Source organism: Roseibium salinum, from assembly GCF_026240905.1.
In the GTDB taxonomy this organism is placed as follows: Bacteria; Pseudomonadota; Alphaproteobacteria; order Rhizobiales; family Stappiaceae; genus Roseibium; species Roseibium salinum.
The window spans coordinates 2946035-2962173 of sequence record NZ_JAPEVI010000003.1 but is presented as its reverse complement, the minus strand read 5'-3'; the positions used below and the strand labels follow the sequence as shown (position 1 = coordinate 2962173).

15 protein-coding genes, 1 tRNA gene and 3 pseudogenes are annotated in these 16139 nt (G+C 61.1%); 11 read left to right on the top strand and 8 right to left on the bottom strand.

Annotated elements, in window-relative coordinates:
• Window positions 1–9: 9 nt before the first annotated feature.
• Both ON753_RS18295 and ON753_RS18290 read right to left on the bottom strand, forming a co-directional pair.
• On the bottom strand, window positions 10–759 hold the full coding sequence (locus tag ON753_RS18295; protein ID WP_265964188.1) for an SDR family oxidoreductase: 750 nt from the start codon (window positions 757–759) through the stop codon (window positions 10–12).
• A 49-nt stretch (window positions 760–808) separates the two neighbouring features.
• A complete protein-coding gene (locus tag ON753_RS18290) occupies window positions 809–2335 on the bottom strand; it encodes a UxaA family hydrolase (protein WP_265964186.1) in 1527 nt (508 codons plus the stop codon).
• A 104-nt stretch (window positions 2336–2439) separates the two neighbouring features.
• Here ON753_RS18290 and ON753_RS18285 point away from each other — a divergent pair, with 104 nt between their 5' ends.
• From ON753_RS18285 to ON753_RS18270, 4 genes and pseudogenes are all read left to right on the top strand, one after another.
• Complete coding sequence (locus tag ON753_RS18285) at window positions 2440–3153, top strand: GntR family transcriptional regulator (protein ID WP_377047151.1); 714 nt, start codon at window positions 2440–2442, stop codon at window positions 3151–3153.
• A gap of 62 nt (window positions 3154–3215) precedes the next feature.
• Window positions 3216–4272: pseudogene (locus ON753_RS18280) on the top strand (aldo/keto reductase).
• Window positions 4257–4688 (top strand): RbsD/FucU family protein, encoded by a 432-nt coding sequence (locus tag ON753_RS18275; protein ID WP_265964182.1) that lies wholly within the window; start codon window positions 4257–4259, stop codon window positions 4686–4688. The pseudogene ON753_RS18280 and the gene ON753_RS18275 overlap by 16 nt, the downstream one beginning before the upstream one ends.
• Window positions 4685–5537, top strand: a pseudogene (locus tag ON753_RS18270) (amidohydrolase family protein). Before ON753_RS18275 ends, ON753_RS18270 begins: the two are co-directional and overlap by 4 nt.
• A gap of 6 nt (window positions 5538–5543) precedes the next feature.
• Here ON753_RS18270 and ON753_RS18260 read toward each other — a convergent pair.
• The 4 genes and pseudogenes from ON753_RS18260 to ON753_RS18245 form a co-directional block, all read right to left on the bottom strand.
• Window positions 5544–6269 carry an adenylate/guanylate cyclase domain-containing protein gene (locus tag ON753_RS18260; protein WP_265964178.1) on the bottom strand — a complete coding sequence of 242 codons (726 nt, stop codon included), beginning with the start codon at window positions 6267–6269 and terminating at the stop codon, window positions 5544–5546.
• Window positions 6270–6435: 166 nt separating this feature from the next.
• Window positions 6436–7338 (bottom strand): annotated as a pseudogene (locus ON753_RS26835) (PAS domain S-box protein); the annotation flags it as partial.
• Window positions 7339–7659: 321 nt separating this feature from the next.
• Complete coding sequence (locus ON753_RS18250; protein ID WP_265964176.1) at window positions 7660–8052, bottom strand: VOC family protein; 393 nt, start codon at window positions 8050–8052, stop codon at window positions 7660–7662.
• A complete protein-coding gene (locus ON753_RS18245) occupies window positions 8049–8357 on the bottom strand; it encodes an ArsR/SmtB family transcription factor (protein WP_265964174.1) in 309 nt (102 codons plus the stop codon). Before ON753_RS18245 ends, ON753_RS18250 begins: the two co-directional genes overlap by 4 nt.
• 187 nt (window positions 8358–8544) lie before the next feature.
• On the opposite strand from ON753_RS18245, the gene ON753_RS18240 reads away from it, so the two are divergent.
• Complete coding sequence (locus ON753_RS18240; protein WP_265967198.1) at window positions 8545–10020, top strand: SLC13 family permease; 1476 nt, start codon at window positions 8545–8547, stop codon at window positions 10018–10020.
• Window positions 10021–10117: 97 nt separating this feature from the next.
• On the opposite strand, the gene ON753_RS18235 is transcribed toward ON753_RS18240, so the two are convergent.
• Together ON753_RS18235 and ON753_RS18230 are read right to left on the bottom strand one after the other, a co-directional pair.
• Window positions 10118–11437 (bottom strand): reverse transcriptase domain-containing protein, encoded by a 1320-nt coding sequence (locus ON753_RS18235; RefSeq protein ID WP_265964172.1) that lies wholly within the window; start codon window positions 11435–11437, stop codon window positions 10118–10120.
• Between the two features lie 810 nt (window positions 11438–12247).
• Window positions 12248–12337, bottom strand: a tRNA-Ser gene (locus ON753_RS18230).
• Between the two features lie 439 nt (window positions 12338–12776).
• Between ON753_RS18230 and ON753_RS18225 the strand changes: the two genes are divergently transcribed.
• From ON753_RS18225 to ON753_RS18200, 6 genes are all read left to right on the top strand, one after another.
• Entirely contained in the window at window positions 12777–13385 is a 609-nt protein-coding gene (locus tag ON753_RS18225; RefSeq protein WP_265967197.1) for a 50S ribosomal protein L21, read from the top strand.
• Between the two features lie 52 nt (window positions 13386–13437).
• Window positions 13438–13707, top strand: coding sequence for a 50S ribosomal protein L27 (rpmA, locus tag ON753_RS18220; RefSeq protein ID WP_265964171.1), 270 nt, complete (start codon window positions 13438–13440; stop codon window positions 13705–13707).
• A gap of 138 nt (window positions 13708–13845) precedes the next feature.
• Complete coding sequence (locus ON753_RS18215) at window positions 13846–14451, top strand: GNAT family N-acetyltransferase (protein WP_265964170.1); 606 nt, start codon at window positions 13846–13848, stop codon at window positions 14449–14451.
• A complete protein-coding gene (locus ON753_RS18210) occupies window positions 14448–15017 on the top strand; it encodes a GNAT family N-acetyltransferase (RefSeq protein ID WP_265964168.1) in 570 nt (189 codons plus the stop codon). The genes ON753_RS18215 and ON753_RS18210 overlap by 4 nt, the downstream gene beginning before the upstream one ends.
• Window positions 15017–15556, top strand: coding sequence for a GNAT family N-acetyltransferase (locus ON753_RS18205; RefSeq protein ID WP_265964167.1), 540 nt, complete (start codon window positions 15017–15019; stop codon window positions 15554–15556). The genes ON753_RS18210 and ON753_RS18205 overlap by 1 nt, the downstream gene beginning before the upstream one ends.
• Window positions 15556–16131 (top strand): GNAT family N-acetyltransferase, encoded by a 576-nt coding sequence (locus ON753_RS18200; protein WP_265964166.1) that lies wholly within the window; start codon window positions 15556–15558, stop codon window positions 16129–16131. Before ON753_RS18205 ends, ON753_RS18200 begins: the two co-directional genes overlap by 1 nt.
• Window positions 16132–16139: the final 8 nt, after the last annotated feature.

Sequence of the window (16139 nt, the reverse complement as noted above, 5' to 3'; positions counted from 1 at the left end):
AAACCGCGCCTAGATGGTGACGCCGCCGTCAACCAGAAGCGCCTGGCCGGACACGAACCGGCTCTCGTCCGACAGCAGGTAGACGACCATGGGCGTCATGTCGTCGACGGTGGCGAGCCGGCCCATGGGCTGACGGGCGATGAAGTTCTTTTCCGCTTCCACCGGATCCGGGGCCGCCGCGATGCGGCCGCGCAGGGACGGGGTGTCGACGGTTCCCGGGCAGAGCGCGTTGCAGCGGATGCCTTCCTTGACGAAATCCGCGGCAATGCCCTTGGTGAGACCGATGACGGCGGCCTTGGTGGTGCCGTAGAGCGTGCGCATCGGGAAGCCCTTGAGGGAGGATGCCATGGACGACATGTTGAGGATGGACGCCGTCCCGTTCGCCTTCGCCCGCTCGCGCATGCCGGGCAGGAAGGCCTTGCTCATGCGAAACATGGAGGTGATGTTCAGGTCGAAGCTGAACGCCCAGTCGTCTTCGCTGATATCCAGGACGGTGCCATTATGGACGTAGCCCGCGCAGTTGAAGAGCCCGTCGAGAGCCGGCAGCCTGCCGGCAAGCGCTTCGATCTGGGCGCCGTCGCACACATCCAGCTTGTGGATTTCGATGCCCGGACATTCTTCGGGCAGGGTGGCAAGGGTGGCCTCGTTGATATCGACCGCAATGACCCTCGCGCCTTCTCTGGCGCAGGCGATCGCGCTTGCGCGGCCGATGCCCTGACCTGCCGCCGAAATCAATATGGTCTTGTCCTTCAAGCGCACTGAACCCTCCCGAAAACCCGCACGTCTTTTTTGAATACCGTCCGGCGTCTCACATCACCGCGCCGATCTGCCAGGGAACGAATTCGACGCCCCCGAAACCCAGTTCCTCGCTTTTCGACGCCTCGCCCGATGCCACGGCGATGATCTTCTCGAAGATCTCGCGGCCCTTGTCCTCGAGGCTGACATTCTCGGAGATGATGTCGCCGCAGTTGATGTCCATGTCCTCCGACATGCGGCCATACATCTCGCTGTTGGTGGCAAGCTTGATGCAGGGCGTCGGCATGTAGCCGGAGACGGAGCCGCGGCCCGTGGTGAAGACGATGATGTTGGCGCCCGAGGCGATCTGCCCGGTCACCGAGCACGGGTCGAAGCCGGGGCTGTCCATGAAGACGAACCCCTTCTTGTCGATCTGCTCGCCGAACTTGTAGACATCCACCAGCGGCGCCGAACCGCCCTTGGCGGCGGCGCCGAGGGATTTTTCCAGGATGGTGGTGAGGCCGCCCCGTTTGTTGCCGGGGGAGGGGTTGTTGTCCATCTCGCCGCCGTTGCGCGCCGTATAGTCCTCCCACCAGCGGACCCGCTCGATCAGCTTCTCGCCGACATCCACCGAAACCGCCCTGCGGGTCAGAAGATGCTCGGCGCCGTAGATTTCGGACGTTTCCGACAGGATGGTCGTGCCGCCGTGGCGGACCAGCAGGTCGGAGGCGATGCCGAGAGCCGGATTGGCGGTGATGCCCGAATAGCCGTCGGAGCCGCCGCACTGCATGCCGACCATGATTTCGGAAATCGGCACCGGCGTGCGTTCGGCCTTGTTGGCGAGTTCCGCCAGGTCCCTCAGTTCCTTCAGGCCGGCTTCGATGGTCTTGCGGGTGCCGCCGGTCTGCTGGATGGTCATGTAGCGCAGGTCGCCGCCAGGGCGCATCTTGCGATCGCCGACCAGGTCGGCAACCTGCATCACCTCGCAGCCGAGGCCGATCAGCAGGATGGCGGCGAAATTCGGATGCTGGGCATAGCCGGACAGGGTGCGGAACAAGGTGGCATAGCCTTCGTCCTTGCCGGACATGCCGCAGCCCGTGCCATGCACGATCGGCACGATGCCGTCGACATTCGGATAGGCGTCGAGCAGGCCGGATTTCTCCGCCGCCTCGGCGATGAATTTGGCGACCGAGCCCGAACAGTTTACCGATGTCAGGATGCCGATGTAGTTGCGCGTGCCTGCCTTGCCCGTCGGGCGCCGGTAACCGAGAAAGGTCCGCTCCTGCGTGATCTGCTCAAGGGGAATGGAGGCTTGCGCATGCTGGTAGTCGTGGCTGTGATCGCCCATGCCGAGGTTATGGACATGCACGTGCTCGCCGGGACCAATATCGCATTTGGCCTGGCCGATGATCTGGCCGTAGCGGATGACGTTCTCGCCGGCGGCAATGGGCTTGCGCGCAATCTTGTGGCCGCGCTGGACGTTGCCGGGAAGAGGCGCATCCACGAAAGACGCATCGGCGCCGGCTTCAATATCCTCAAGGGCGACGACGACATTGTCGTCTTCGTTGAGAAGGATCGAATTGGCGTGGGTTTTCAGCACGAAGTTTCTCCTCTTCCGGCCAGTGACGGCCCGCCCTCACTTCACGATTAGCTTGACAGGGCAACTGTGTCAACTAACATGTTAGCATTCGAAGCGAGATAATGATGTCCGTGACCGACGAACAAGACATTCACGAATTTGCGCTTCCGGACATCGGCAGGCTGTCCGGTTCCCTGGCGCAGCGCGTCTATGAGGCGCTCAGGATCGCCATTCTCGCCATGGATCTGCCGCCCGGTACCCCGCTCCGCAAACAGGTCATCTGTGAACAGCTCGGTGTTTCCCGCTCGCCTGTGACCGAGGCGATCACCAAGCTCGCCGGGGAGGGGCTGGTGGAGGTGATTCCCCAGTCCGGCTCGCGCGTGACGAAGTTTTCCATGTCCGAAATCCGGGAGGGCGCCTTCCTGCGGGAGGCGATCGAACTGGCGGCGGTGAGCAAGGTGGCCGCGGAGCGCACCGAGGAGCAGCTCGCCGAACTCACCCGAAATCTCCGCCTCCAGGCGCTTTACCTGGAGGATCATGACGAAGTCGGCTTCTACCGGGAAGACGAGCGCATGCACGAGCTCATATTTTCCTTCACCGGCTATCCCAGGCTGAACGCGCTCGCCGCCACCGCCTGGGTGCAGGTCAACCGGGCCCGGCAGTTGCTGCTGCCGATGCGCGGGCGCGCCAATGAGGCCTATGAGGAACACAAGCAGATCGTCGAGGCCATCCGCAACCACGAGCCGGAAAGCGCGCGGCGGGCCATGCAGCAGCACTTGAGCGAACTGGTCACCCGCCTGGAGCCCCTTGCCAGGGACCGCCCCGACCTGTTCGACTGAGCCCCGCCGGCGCAACCACAAGCCCGCAACAAATGCGGCGTCCGCAACCTGAGGAAAGCACCATGAACTCGCTCCAGACGCGCCTGCTGAACGGCAGGACAGCCAGACCGATAGACCTTACGGAGATGGGCTTTGGCGGTGCGCCGCTCGGCAATCTCTACCGCAAGGTGTCCGAGGAGGATGCCCAGGCCGCCCTCCAGGCTGCCTATGACAACGGCATCCGTTATTTCGATACGGCACCGCAATACGGCCTCGGCCGCTCCGAGGAGCGTTTCGCCGCCGCCATCAAGCGCTTCGGCCGCGACACGATCCATCTTTCCACCAAGATCGGCCGCCTGCTTGTCGATTGCGAACCGGACGAGGTGACGCCGGAGGCCTTTGTCGACGTGCCGCAGAAACGGATCGTCTTCGACTACAGCTACGACGGCGTCATGCGCAGCTACGAGGCCAGCCGGCAGCGGCTTCAGGTAGCCAATGCCGATATCCTCTTCGTCCACGACGTCTGCGCCTTCTCGCAAGGGTCTCAGGAAGCCAGCGATGCGCGGGTGCGGGAACTGTTCGACCTTGGCGGCTACCGGGCCCTGACCGAGCTGAAGGAGGCCGGCGAAGTCGCGGCGATCGGCGCGGGCGTCAACGAATGGCAGGTCTGCCAGAAGCTGCTGGGCCTCGCCGATTTCGACTGTTTCCTGCTGGCCGGCCGCTACACGTTGCTGGAGCAGGATCTCGCTGGAGACCTTCCTGCCGCTGTGCGCGGCCCGCGACGTCGGCATCATTCTGGGCGGCCCCTACAATTCCGGCATCCTGGCAACCGGCGCCGTTCCCGGCGCCAAGTACAACTATGCCGATGCGCCGCCGGAAATCCTGGAAAAGGTCCGCAGGATCGAGGAGATCTGCGCGGCCCATTCCGTGCCGCTGATCGCCGCCGCGCTGCAATTCGTGCTCGGCCACCCTTGCGTGAAGACCGTCATCCCGGGCGCAGTGAATGCACGGGAGGTCGAGGCCAATCTCGCCGTTCTGAACACCCCGGTCCCGGCCGCCTTCTGGTCCGATCTCAGCGCCAGCGGCCTTGTCCGCGAAGACGCACCCATGCCGGAGGAACGCTCATGCTCCGCGGCATAAACCCGCTTCTGTCCCCGGACCTGCTGCACGCCCTGCGTGCCATGGGCCATGGCGACGACATCGTCATCGCGGATGCCAACTTCCCCGCCCAAAGCAACGGCCGGCGGGTGCTGCGCCTCGACGGCATCACGGCGACCGCCGCCCTGGAGGCCGTGCTGCAGGTGATGCCGCTCGACACGTTCGTACCCGATCCGGTCCTGACCATGCAGGTGGTCGGCAATCCCTCGGACATCCCGCCGGTGGTCGCCGAATTCCAGAAGATCGTCGACGACGTGGCGGACAATCCGGTGAAAATCGCCAGTCTCGAACGGCACGCCTTCTATGAGCGCGCCCGGGGCGCCTTCCTTGTCGTCCAGACCGGAGAAACGCGGCTTTACGGGAACATTCTCCTCAAGAAAGGGGTTATCGGGTCATGAACGCCCCCTTGCCGCGAATAGATGCGCATCAGCATTTCTGGAAGCTCGAGCGCGGCGACTACGGCTGGCTCACCGAGGATATGGGTCCCCTCTACCGGGACTATCTGCCGGAGGATTTTGCGCCCATTCGCAAGGCCCATGGAATAGCCGGAACGGTGCTCGTCCAGGCCGCGCCGACCGTCGCCGAAACTGAGTTCATGCTCTCGCTCGCCGACCGTCACGACTTCATCAAGGGCGTCGTCGGCTGGGTCGATCTGGAGAAGCAGGACGCCATTGACCAGCTCGCTCGCCTTTCGAAGCACCCCAAGCTTGTCGGGATAAGGCCGATGATCCAGGACATTCCGGACGATGTCTGGATGCTGGCGCCGCGGCTGGTGCCGGCCCTGACGGAACTCGAGAGCTATCCGCTGACCTTCGATGCCCTGACACTGCCGCGCCACCTGAGCCATCTGCTGACGCTGCTGGAACGCCACCCGGGCCTCAAGGTGGTGATCGACCACGCCTCCAAGCCAGAGATTCTGCGCCGGGGAGTTCATCCAATGGGCCCAGGACATCAGCGCCCTGGCACAGCGGACTTCCGCCTGGTGCAAGCTCTCCGGCCTCGTCACCGAAGCGCCTGAGAACTGGACGGCGGACGACCTGAAACCCTATGTCGACCACCTCCTCACCGTCTTCGGCCCCGCCCGGCTCATCTGGGGCAGCGACTGGCCCGTCTGCACCCTGGCCGCCACGTACGAAAAATGGGTCGCCACCACCGAACACCTGCTCGCGGGCCTGAGCGAGGAAGACGCAAGACGCGTGTGGTTCGACAATGCGGTGGAGGCTTACGGGCTGGACGTGGAGGCGTAGGGCCTTCTACGGGGATAGCGTTTTCAGAGCCGCCCTGAGCAGATTCACGGCAGCGGCGCGCTCTTCTTCCGACATTTTGTCCAGGTCGAAATGCAGCGTGAAATTCGAGGAGGCATCTTCTTCTGGAGACACGACCGCTCCGTCGGCCGTTCGCTCGCCGATCATTGCGTAGGTCGCAACGGGATAAGCGATCCCCCGAACCTCTATCTGTCCCCGTTCCTCGCAGTGGAACGCGTCCTTTATCAGAGCGTAGGTCTCGTACGAGATGAGGATTTCGTCGGGCCGGGCCGCGCGTTCAAGCCGCGACGCCAGGTTTACCCCGCCACCGATGATCGTATAATCCATTCGGTTTTCGCTGCCGAAGTTGCCGACAGTGCAGAAACCGGTATTGATGCCCATCCGGCATCTCAAAGGCTGGCCGATGCCTGCATCGCGCCATGTCCACTGCAGTTCGGCCATGCGCCGCTGCATGGCGAGCGCCATGCGCGCGCATTGCAAGGCATCCTGCTTCACGCCCTGGGTGTCCGGATCGCCGAAGAAGATGACCAGTCCGTCGCCGATATACTTGTCGATTGTAGCGCCGTGTTCGAGTGCAATATCGGACATTTCCGACAGATAATGGTTCAGCAACTGTGTCAGTTCTTCGGATTCCAGCCGGTCTGCCGTCTCCGTGAAGCCGACAATATCGGAGAAGAAGATGGTGAGCTTTTTCCGGCGGCTGTTGAGCTTCACTTCCTGCCGGCCGGAAAATATCGATCTCGTAGATCTGCGGGGAGAGGTACTTTGCCAGCTGATTGGAGAGCCGCTCCATGGCTTGCGACTTCTCCGCCAGTTCCAGCTCGCGGTGTTTTATGTCTGTAATGTCCGAATAGATCGCCACCGTGCCGCCGTCGCTGGTGCGGTGTTCACTGACCAGGATCCAGCGCCCGGCGCCACGTTGCTGGATGTGCGGCTCGCTGAGGTCGCGATGGCGCGCGAGCCGCTCGTTTATCCATTCGTCGATCCTGCCGAGTGCTTCCGGTATCCGCCCTCTTGCGGCACCTTCGCGAATGATCGTCTCGAATGTCATACCAGGCGTAATTTCTACACCGACATCCTCATAAAGCAGCGCATGGTACTTGCTGTTGAAGACGATGAGCCGGTCATCACTGTCGAACAGCGAGAAAGCTTCGGGGATTGTTTCAATCGAGTCCGACAGCAGCTGGTGCGCCCGCCTGAGGGCGCGTTCCATCTCGATCTGCTCGGTGACGTCGCGTGCGGTGCCGCGATAACCGGCGAAGGACCCGTTCGCGTCGTAGACCGGCTTGCCATGGATCCTGAGGTGACGGAGTTCTCCAAGGCCTGTCCTTCCCGTATAGGCGAAGTCGCGAAACGGGAGCCGCGCCGAAAGCTTGGTCAAATGGTCTTTCCAGGCCTGGCTATCCACGTCGGTTCCCGCCCACTCGGTTCTGGTCTTGCCGATGACCGCTGCCGGCGGCGTGTGGAAAGTTTCGTAGAATCGCGGCGACAGATAGCTGAACCGCAAATCCGAATCCATTTCCCAGATCCAGTCGCTGGCGCTTTCTGCCACGTCCCGAAAGCGGGCTTCGCTGGACTGAAGCGCACGCTCACGCAGAAGAGCAACGACCCAGTGCTGGACGAGCCGGCAGTATGTGCGAGCAATGTTCAGCGGTGCGGAGACACTGACACAAAACAGTCGGCTGCCATCGAATTCGATCGGCAGCGCCGCGCCCTCCAGAACGCCGGCGGTCTTTGCAGCATCTTCGATCGTCGCCTCATACCGGTTTATTTCCCCGGCCATCATCCTGGCGACGCCGGCGTGAAACATGCCGATCTCGATTTCGCTGCGAAGAGCATATGATTTCGCCGTTCTCGGCGAATATCGAAACGATCGCGTCGATTTCCTCCGAAACCTGATCGCAGATCTGCTGCAACTGGTTCCTGTCCAACAACCCGCACCGCCCCCCTGATGAAGTCCATGTCCTGGACCTGTTGAGACGCACAACGGTCTAATCCGCAACTATACCACCGGTCATTCCCTCATGGCGACAGAACGTTTGGTGGCGCTGCGGGCAGGATGCTCGGACACTGCAAGCCGAAAGACGGCATCCGATCGCGCCTTTTACTCCCCCTTCATCTCGATAATCTGGATCAGGTTCCCGCAGGTGTCATCGAAGACCGCCATGCGGACGGGGCCGGCGTCGACCGGATCCAGGGTGAACCGGACGCCGAGGCCGGACAGCCTTTTATGCTCGGCGTCGAGATCGTCGACCTGGAACGAAGTGGCGGGAATACCGTCTGCGGCGAGGGCGTCCTTGTAGGGTTTCACGGCCGGGTGGCCGCCGGGTTCGAGCAGCAGTTCGGTGCCATTCGGGTCTTCCGACGACACGACGGTCAGCCATCGGGCCTCGCCCGCCGGCACGTCGTGTTTCAGCGTGAAGCCGAGGGTATTCGTATAGAAATCCAGGGCCTTTTGCTGATCGTCCACGAAAACGCTGGTGACGTAAATTCTCATGGTCGTTTTCCTTGCGAAACGTGATTGCCAAGCCAGATGTCCATTGCTTCGTGCAACGGAGCGAGGTCGAGCGAATGGAGTTTCGTCCGGCCGGACCAGGACACATGAACCAGCCCGGCTTTTTCGAGCATGTAGAGATGCTGCGTGATCGCCTGGCGGGACAGGGCCTTGCCGTCCTCGGAAGCCGAGAGCACGCAGATCTGGAACAGCGATTGATCGGGCCGCTCGCGCAGCCGGTCTATGATCCTGCGGCGGGTCGGATCGGCCAGTGCCTTGAAAACCCGGTCGAGCTGTTCATCGTCCATGCTTCAATTATGCAATAGTTTTATTGCATGTCAATCGCACGGACATCTCGCAACGGCCCGTCGCTCCTGGCCATGCCGACCGGTTTGAAACCTCCTAATTGCGGATGATCAAGGCGGCGGCCGGCATATGCCGTCACAATCGCCGCCGATGAGACGCGGGAGAGCGGGAAGGGACGGCTTGAACAGGATGGTGCAGCAGACTTCCGAATCGGCAGCGGGTGCGCGCGCCCGGCGCTTCGGCCTTGTCGGCGGGGCGCTTCTGGCGGTAGCGATGTTGGCGCTGCCGGCGCCCGAAGGCCTGTCGCAGGCCGGGTGGGCAACGGCTGCCGTCGGCATCCTCATGGCCATCTGGTGGATGAGCGAAGCGGTGCCCCTGGCGGCGACCGCGCTCGTGCCGCTGGTGCTGTTTCCGCTGCTCGGCATCGAAAGTTTCGAGGACACTGCCGGCTCCTATGCCAACCCGCTGATCTTCCTGTTTCTCGGCGGCTTCATTCTCGCCAGGGGGCTGGAGCGCTGGCAACTGCACCGCCGCCTGGCCGTGAAAGTGCTCAAGAGAGCCGGCGGCAATCCGCTGGCGATTCTTGCCGGAATAATGGCGATCACCGCTTTCCTGAGCATGTGGGTGAGCAACACCGCGACCGCCATGGTGATGCTGCCCATCGCCCAGTCGGTGGTCGCGTCCCTGATCCAGGCCGACCGGGACGACCGGTACGGCATCGCGCGGAATTTCGCGCCGGCCCTGATGCTGGCCGTTGCCTATTCGGCGACGATCGGCGGCATGGGAACGCTGATCGGAACGCCGCCCAATGCGCTCTTTGCCGGGTTCCTTCAGGAAAGCTACGGCATCACCATCGGCTTTGCTGCCTGGATGCTGGTAGGTGTTCCGGCGGTGCTCGTGCTGCTCCCGGTTACCTTTCTGATCCTAAGCCGGGTTGCCTTCAAGGTACCGTCGACCCTGCCCCCGGTAAGCGAGGCTCCGCAAGGCTCCGACCTTGGCGCGTTGCCGCCCATGATCCGGCAGGAATGGACGGTGGCCGGCGTCATGACCGTCGTCGCCCTTCTCTGGCTGACGCGTCCGCTTCTTGGAGATCTGTTCCCCGGCCTGCCGCTCAGCGATGCCGGCATCGCCATGACCGGCGCTCTTGCCCTGTTCGTGCTGCCGGACGACTGGTCCAGGGGCACGCATCTTCTGGGCTGGGACGACCTGAAGACCCTCAGATGGGATGTGCTGATCCTCTTCGGCGGCGGCCTGGCGCTGGCCGGCGCCATCGGTTCCTCGGGCCTTTCGGACTGGATCGGCACCGCGCTCTCCGTCCTCGCGGTCCTGCCGGCAAGCCTCCTGGTACTCACCGTCATGGTGGTGATCGTCTATCTCGGGGAACTGGCCTCCAACACCGCCATGGCGGCGGTCTTCCTGCCGGTCGCCGCATCGGCCGCCATCGGCATGGGCGCCGGTCCGCTCGAACTGGCCCTGCCGGTCGTGCTCGCCGCCTCGCTGGGGTTCATGCTGCCGGTGGCAACACCGCCCAACGCCATCGTCTACGGCTCCGGCGCGGTGACCTCAAAGGACATGCTGCGGGCGGGCGCCATCCTGGACGTCGTCGCGATCCTGATCACGTTCGCCGTCGCGGCGACGATTGGGCGGTGGGTGTTTCTGGCGTGATGTTGGGGGGGCGGGGCGGGATTGTGTTCCGCCGAAACGCTGCGCTCGCTCAGGATCGGCGGTACCGCCTGCTGCACCATGATCGTACTTTTCTGGATTAAAAGTTAGATGAGGACTGGTTCTGCTCGTCCGGACTTGGGTATTGCTTGGGCCAAGAGAAGGGATTCCAGTCGATATCATTCAATGAGGTAATGCCAAGAAAATCTCGCTTGGCTTCCGGGTTCTTCCTCACGGAAGCAGCGTAGGATTGAAGATACTTGGTAACTTTGGATTCCACGTCCTGATCGAGCGACTGAAACAACTTTTGATCATTGCAGAAGCGATAGTGTTTGGCCCACCCATTCAGGGTGCCCGATACACGGCTCAGAGTAGGGATCATCGCAAATTTGCTGCGGAAGGGTTTGGACGCATCGCGTGAAAACTCATTTTTGGATGCGTCGAGAATATCGAAGATCTTTTGTTTGAGTTTTCCCACCGCCTTTCCGTTGGGTCGGATTAGGCCGTTTACAATTTCGATGCCTAGAAATTCGAATCCAGACTCGAAAGTTTGAACTCCTCCACAAGATTTTTGCGCCGAAAACTCTAGCTGCAAATCGGAAAGCAAGCCTTCGGCTTTTCGGAAGCGCGCATTCGCTGCTCTCTCTGAAGGAGCCAGAATTATTATGTCGTCGATGTAACGGAAGCAGGCGCAGTCACCTTCATTCATAGCCTGATCGAATCCGTGAAGGAGAATGTTTCCTAAGAGCGGTGATAGTGCACTTCCTTGTGCGACACCTAGGTCCTCTCTCGGAAATCGGATAGCATCTGCGCCCAATTGTGCGGAATTTTCCAACTCAACAGCCACGCAGTTATCAAAAAGATTCATGAAATCCAAGGCTTGTATCTCGTTGGAAATAATTCCTCGGACGGTCGATTTGCGAATTTTCGTAAAGAATGCCGAAATGTCAGCGCATCGGACGTAGTTCAAACCGTTCTTCTTGGCGTCGAGAATTTTGGAAATAGCTAAAGGAACAGCAGCGATTCCGTCGTCAGTCTGCTTGGTGATCCCACCGAAACTATAGGGCGTGACGATATAGGGCTTTAACGAGGCCTGCTTCAGAAGTTGATCGAGTACCGCACGCTGAAGAATTCTAGTTTCGATAGGCGCGACGACGATAGGACGGAAATCTCCGCTGGACCCTTTAGGGACCTTCTTTCCGACCGACTTCTCGAATACAAACGAGCCATTCCGAATCTCACGCTGGATTTTGCGGATGGCTTTATCGGCAGTCTTTTGGAATTCAACGATCTCAGTTTTTGTTGTCTCCGACCGAGATTCAATTCCGTTCGCATGGACTTTGTTCCATGCGCGTCGCAGCGCAGGTTGCCGGGTAGTGTCTTCAAAAGCCTTTGAGTAAATGCGCTTTGACGGTGGCATGTGATCTTGTGGGTCCTGTTGGTCGCTATACCCGTCCGACCGCTGCGCTGAACTCTGCCGAGGTACCCTTCGGTCCTATCGGCGCATCACTCGCCAGCACGATTGTACGGACGTCGATGCTGCATCGGAATTCGAGTGCCCAGGACAAGCCTGCCAACACGATCCCTACCGCCAGAGAAATTCTGACGCGATCCCGAAATTCAAGACCCCGCCCGAGGCGTGCCGAGTTGGCACGTTTTTGCATGTCTCAAACATTCTTGCCTTCCTTCCTATCGGTACCCTTTTCGAGGGCGAAGGCAAGGCCGCCCGGCCACGCACCCTGGCCCCGCCCGAAGAATTAAAGCGACCAGCCGCCCAACAGGCCCCACGAAAGGAGAAAGCATCGGCTATAACGGTCATTCTGGACGGATCCTCGCTGAACTCTGCCGAGGTACCCTTCGGTCCTATCGGCGCATCACTCGCCAGCACGATTGTACGGACGTCGATGCTGCATCGGAATTCGAGTGCCCAGGACAAGCCTGCCAACACGATCCCTACCCCAGATTCCAGTCTTTCAAAGGTACTGTTGCTATTCCTACTTGCAACCCCTGCATGGGAGTAAACAACAGGAAAATCCATCAATTTAGGCGAAAATTGTCCAATGACGTCAGTCAGCGAATTCGCTTTGACAGAGCAGCAGATTTGATGGCGCCCGGACAAAGGTGCACTTCAGTCTGGAACTGGATTCTCGTGAGAGTTGGGTCATCCAGCGTTGCGTCTGCGGAAGGCAATAAATCGCAAGTACGTCGCGGCAGGCAGATTTTGGGAAAATGGCGGAGAGAGAGGGATTCGAACCCTCGGAACGCTTGCGCGCTCAACGGTTTTCGAGACCGCCCCGTTCGACCACTCCGGCACCTCTCCGCGGTACTTGCGATAAACGGGTCTCAAGTGGCGCGGAACATAGACAAGCTCCGCGCGCCTCGCAAGCCCGGAAATGAATTCTTCACCACGGGATTTTTCCGGGCGGGCCGATCGCCTTTCCACCCGGGCGGGGAGCGGGAGAAACAGCGCGCGCATGGCAGGAAATGAATCGCAGATCCGCGCGACTTTCCGTTTGACATCGGGGGCAAGCCGACTATATTGCGCGGGCTTGAAAAGGTTCGCTTTTTCGAGAATTGTTTGTCGTTCAAGGCCTGCCGGGCTTTTTAAGCTTCCTGAGCAACCCGACATAAAGACTTGTCAACCGGGCATTAAAGCCTGGAGGGACGGGCGCCTCGGTTCGATCCAAAGCTGCCGGAAGAGAGTGCAAGATAGCACCGCGCCGGTAAGTTCAAAAAACGAAAAGAAGGACGTGCGCGACATGTTCGCAGTGATCAAGACCGGTGGCAAGCAGTATACTGTTGCCGCTGACGACCTCCTGAAGGTCGAAAAACTCGACGCCGAAGCCGGCAGCTCCGTGACTTTCGATGAAGTGCTCATGGTCGGCAACGGTACGGACACCACGGTTGGCGCCCCGCTCGTGGAAGGTGCCAGTGTTGTTGCGGAAGTGGTCGAACAGGGCCGTAACCGCAAGATCATCATTTTCAAGAAGCGCCGGCGTCAGAATTCCCGCCGCCGCAACGGCCATCGTCAGTCCTTCACCCTCCTCAAGGTGACCGATATCCTGACCGGTGGCGCAAAACCGGCCAAGAAGGCTGCGCCGAAAAAGGCAGCGCCGAAGGCCGACGAAGTGAAGGAAGCGGCTCCGGCCGCCGCAGAAGCTTCAGAGGGCGGAGACGACCTGAAGAAGCTGAACGGCCTGGGCCCGGCGATTGCCAAGAAGCTGAATGAAGCCGGCATCACCACCTTTGCGCAGATTGCAGCGATGACTGCAGAAGACGTCGACCGCGTTGAGGAAGAGCTCTCCCTGAAGGGCCGTTTCGAGCGCGACAACTGGGTTGAACAGGCCAAGGAACTGGCCGGCAAGTAAGCCGCCGCTCCAGGACTGTTAGAGAGAATTCGAAGAACGAGGAGTTCTAACGATGGCACATAAAAAGGCAGGCGGCTCATCCCGCAACGGCCGCGACTCAGCCGGCCGCCGTCTCGGCATCAAGAAATACGGTGGCGAAGCCGTGATTCCGGGCAACATCATTGCACGTCAGCGTGGCACACAGTGGCACCCGGGCACAGGCGTGGGCATGGGCAAGGACCATACCATTTTTGCGACCGTGGAAGGCAAGGTAGTGTTCCAGGCGAAAGCCAACAAGCGAACCTACATTAACGTGCTCCCGGTAGCGGAAGCAGCGGAGTAAAGCCGACGTGAAGTTTCGAAACGCCGGCGTCCCGTCAGACCCCGGCAATTCGAGACAGGTCAGCAATCCGGCCAGTCAAAGAAACGAGGGGGAGATGGGGCGCCATCTCCCCCTTGATTTGTTTTGCTGGAGGAAAAGATGGTTGTTGAAAGCGATGGTTTATTAGACGAAAGCAGTTTGGCCGCGGCCCCATTGCCGCAGGAAGCGGTTCGCGTGCGGCTCGACAGGCCGCGAGCGGACGATCTCACCGATCTGGTGTTTCTGGCCAACAACAAGACCGTGGCGGCAAACCTCGCCACCATGCCCTATCCCTTTACCGTGCAGGATGGCCGCGCGCTGATCACCAAGGCCGGGGTCCCGCGTCCCAACTTCGCCCTGTTCGCGATCCGGATGAAAAGCACCGGACGGCTCATCGGCATAGCTCGCTATGCAAATGTGGAACCGGGCGGCCCCGTCCATGTCGGCTACTGGCTGGGCGAACCCTTCTGGGGCCAGGGTCTTGCGACGGAGGCAGTGCATTCGCTGGTCGATCATGCCTTCACCTACAACGATATCCAGGAGCTTCAGGGCTCGTGCAGGGTGACCAATCCCGCCTCGCGCCGGGTTCTGATCAAGTCCGGCTTCCAGTACCGGGATCAGGGAATGATCCGGTCCGTCGGCGCCGGCGGGTCGGTGCCGATCGAGCGCTACACGCTGGAGCGCGCCGTCTGGAAGTCGCTGAAAGGCTGGGGGCAGGGACGATGATGACATTACCGGAGCTGAAGACGCGGCGCCTGATCCTGCGGCCGCTGGAAGCAAACGACGCTGCGGCGATCGCCGATCTCGGCGGCCGTGATTTCCAGATCGTACGCTGGCTTACCGGCGCATCCTGGCCCTATGTGGAGGGGGAGGCGGAAGACTATGTCGACCATCTCATCGCGGCGGATCCCATGAAAACCGAGGCGGTGTATGCGGTGACGCTCGGCGGCGTCTTCATCGGCGTCGTGGCCGTGGAAGCGCCGGGCGACCTCAAGGACCTGCCCGACCTGCCGACGATCGGCTACTGGATCGGCCGGGCCTTCCAGGGCCACGGCTATGCCAGCGAGGCCGTGGACGCGGTGCTGGAGTGGGCGTTCGAGGCCTACGGCACCGGCGCGATCGCCGCCCGCGCCTTTGAGGAAAACACCCGCTCGCGCGCGCTGCTTCGCAAGAAGGGCTTCAAGCCCTACGCCATGACGGAACGCTTCGCCAAGGCGCTCGACCGCAGGGTGACCAACGTGGTGGTCCGGCTCGATCGGTCCGATTTCGAGGCACGCAGGGAGGTGGCGTGATGCTTCCTGAAATCCCGACCGGACGCCTTGTCTTGCGCCCGGTCGTGCCCGACGACCTGCCGGTGGTGACCCGGCTCATCGGGGAATACGACGTTGCAAAAATGCTGTCCCTGGTGCCTCATCCCTATTCCCTGAGCGATGCGAAGGCGTGGTATGGCCTTAATGCCGCCAAGGTCGAAAACGGCGAGCGGGCTTTTGCCATCGACAATGGCGACGGGCTGATCGGCGTCATGTCCGTCGGGCGTCCCGTCGACGAACCGGAATTCGGGTATTGGCTCGGCAAGGACTACTGGGGGCGGGGCTTTGCAACGGAGGCCGGGCGCGCGGCGCTCGGCTGGCTGTTCGAAACCACGCCGGCAACCACCATCATGAGCGGGGCGCTCAATGAGAACCCGGCTTCTCTGAAGGTTTTGAAAAAACTCGGGTTTGGCGACGAAAAACCTTACCTGCTTCCGATCAGGGCGCATGGCGAAAAGCTTCCCGGCACCCGGGTCAGATTGCACCGGGACAGGTTTCTGTCAGCAAGCGGAGCATGGTGATGAGCGATGTTGAAATCAGAACGCAGCGCCTGGCGCTTCGCCGGCCCCGCCCGCAGGACCTGGAGCGCTGCGCTGAATTGCTGGGCGACTACGAAGTTGCCAGGATGCTGTCGCGCGTGCCTTATCCCTATGACATTGAGCTTGGCAGGCGATTTATCACCAGCGCCATGGCAAACTGGTCCGATCCGGTCGGGGCCGAAGAGCTGAGCTTCCATGTCGACCGTGACGGCGAAATGGTTGGCGGCCTCAGCTTCAAAGAGTTGCAGGAGACCCCGAAGATCGGCTATTGGCTGGGGCGGCCCTATTGGGGCAAGGGGTTTATCAGCGAAGCGGCTGGTGCAGCGGTCGCCTGGCTGTTCGGCAACACGGGCCACGAACGGATCGTGTGTGAAGCGATGACGGAAAATCCCGCTTCCCTCAAAGTGGCGGAAAAGCTCGGGTTTCGTGTGATCGGCGAAGTGGGTTGCGCAAGCGTGTCGCGTGGCGGCACGGTGCCCGCCATTCGAACGGAACTGACACGTACGGATTTTCTGAACGGCCTTTCACCTCAAAAAGGCCTGACAGCAGGACAATAAGAGAAGAA

Coding starts and splice junctions, on each gene's coding strand:
- ON753_RS18275 (WP_265964182.1), top strand. CDS start 4,257: ATGCTCCGCGGCATAAACCCGCTTCTGTCCCCGGACCTGCTGCACGCC.
- ON753_RS18225 (WP_265967197.1), top strand. CDS start 12,777: ATGTTCGCAGTGATCAAGACCGGTGGCAAGCAGTATACTGTTGCCGCT.
- ON753_RS18240 (WP_265967198.1), top strand. CDS start 8,545: ATGGTGCAGCAGACTTCCGAATCGGCAGCGGGTGCGCGCGCCCGGCGC.
- ON753_RS18235 (WP_265964172.1), bottom strand. CDS start 11,437: ATGCCACCGTCAAAGCGCATTTACTCAAAGGCTTTTGAAGACACTACC.
- ON753_RS18205 (WP_265964167.1), top strand. CDS start 15,017: ATGCTTCCTGAAATCCCGACCGGACGCCTTGTCTTGCGCCCGGTCGTG.
- ON753_RS18250 (WP_265964176.1), bottom strand. CDS start 8,052: ATGAGAATTTACGTCACCAGCGTTTTCGTGGACGATCAGCAAAAGGCC.
- ON753_RS18215 (WP_265964170.1), top strand. CDS start 13,846: ATGGTTGTTGAAAGCGATGGTTTATTAGACGAAAGCAGTTTGGCCGCG.
- ON753_RS18210 (WP_265964168.1), top strand. CDS start 14,448: ATGATGACATTACCGGAGCTGAAGACGCGGCGCCTGATCCTGCGGCCG.
- ON753_RS18285 (WP_377047151.1), top strand. CDS start 2,440: ATGTCCGTGACCGACGAACAAGACATTCACGAATTTGCGCTTCCGGAC.
- rpmA (WP_265964171.1), top strand. CDS start 13,438: ATGGCACATAAAAAGGCAGGCGGCTCATCCCGCAACGGCCGCGACTCA.
- ON753_RS18245 (WP_265964174.1), bottom strand. CDS start 8,357: ATGGACGATGAACAGCTCGACCGGGTTTTCAAGGCACTGGCCGATCCG.
- ON753_RS18200 (WP_265964166.1), top strand. CDS start 15,556: ATGAGCGATGTTGAAATCAGAACGCAGCGCCTGGCGCTTCGCCGGCCC.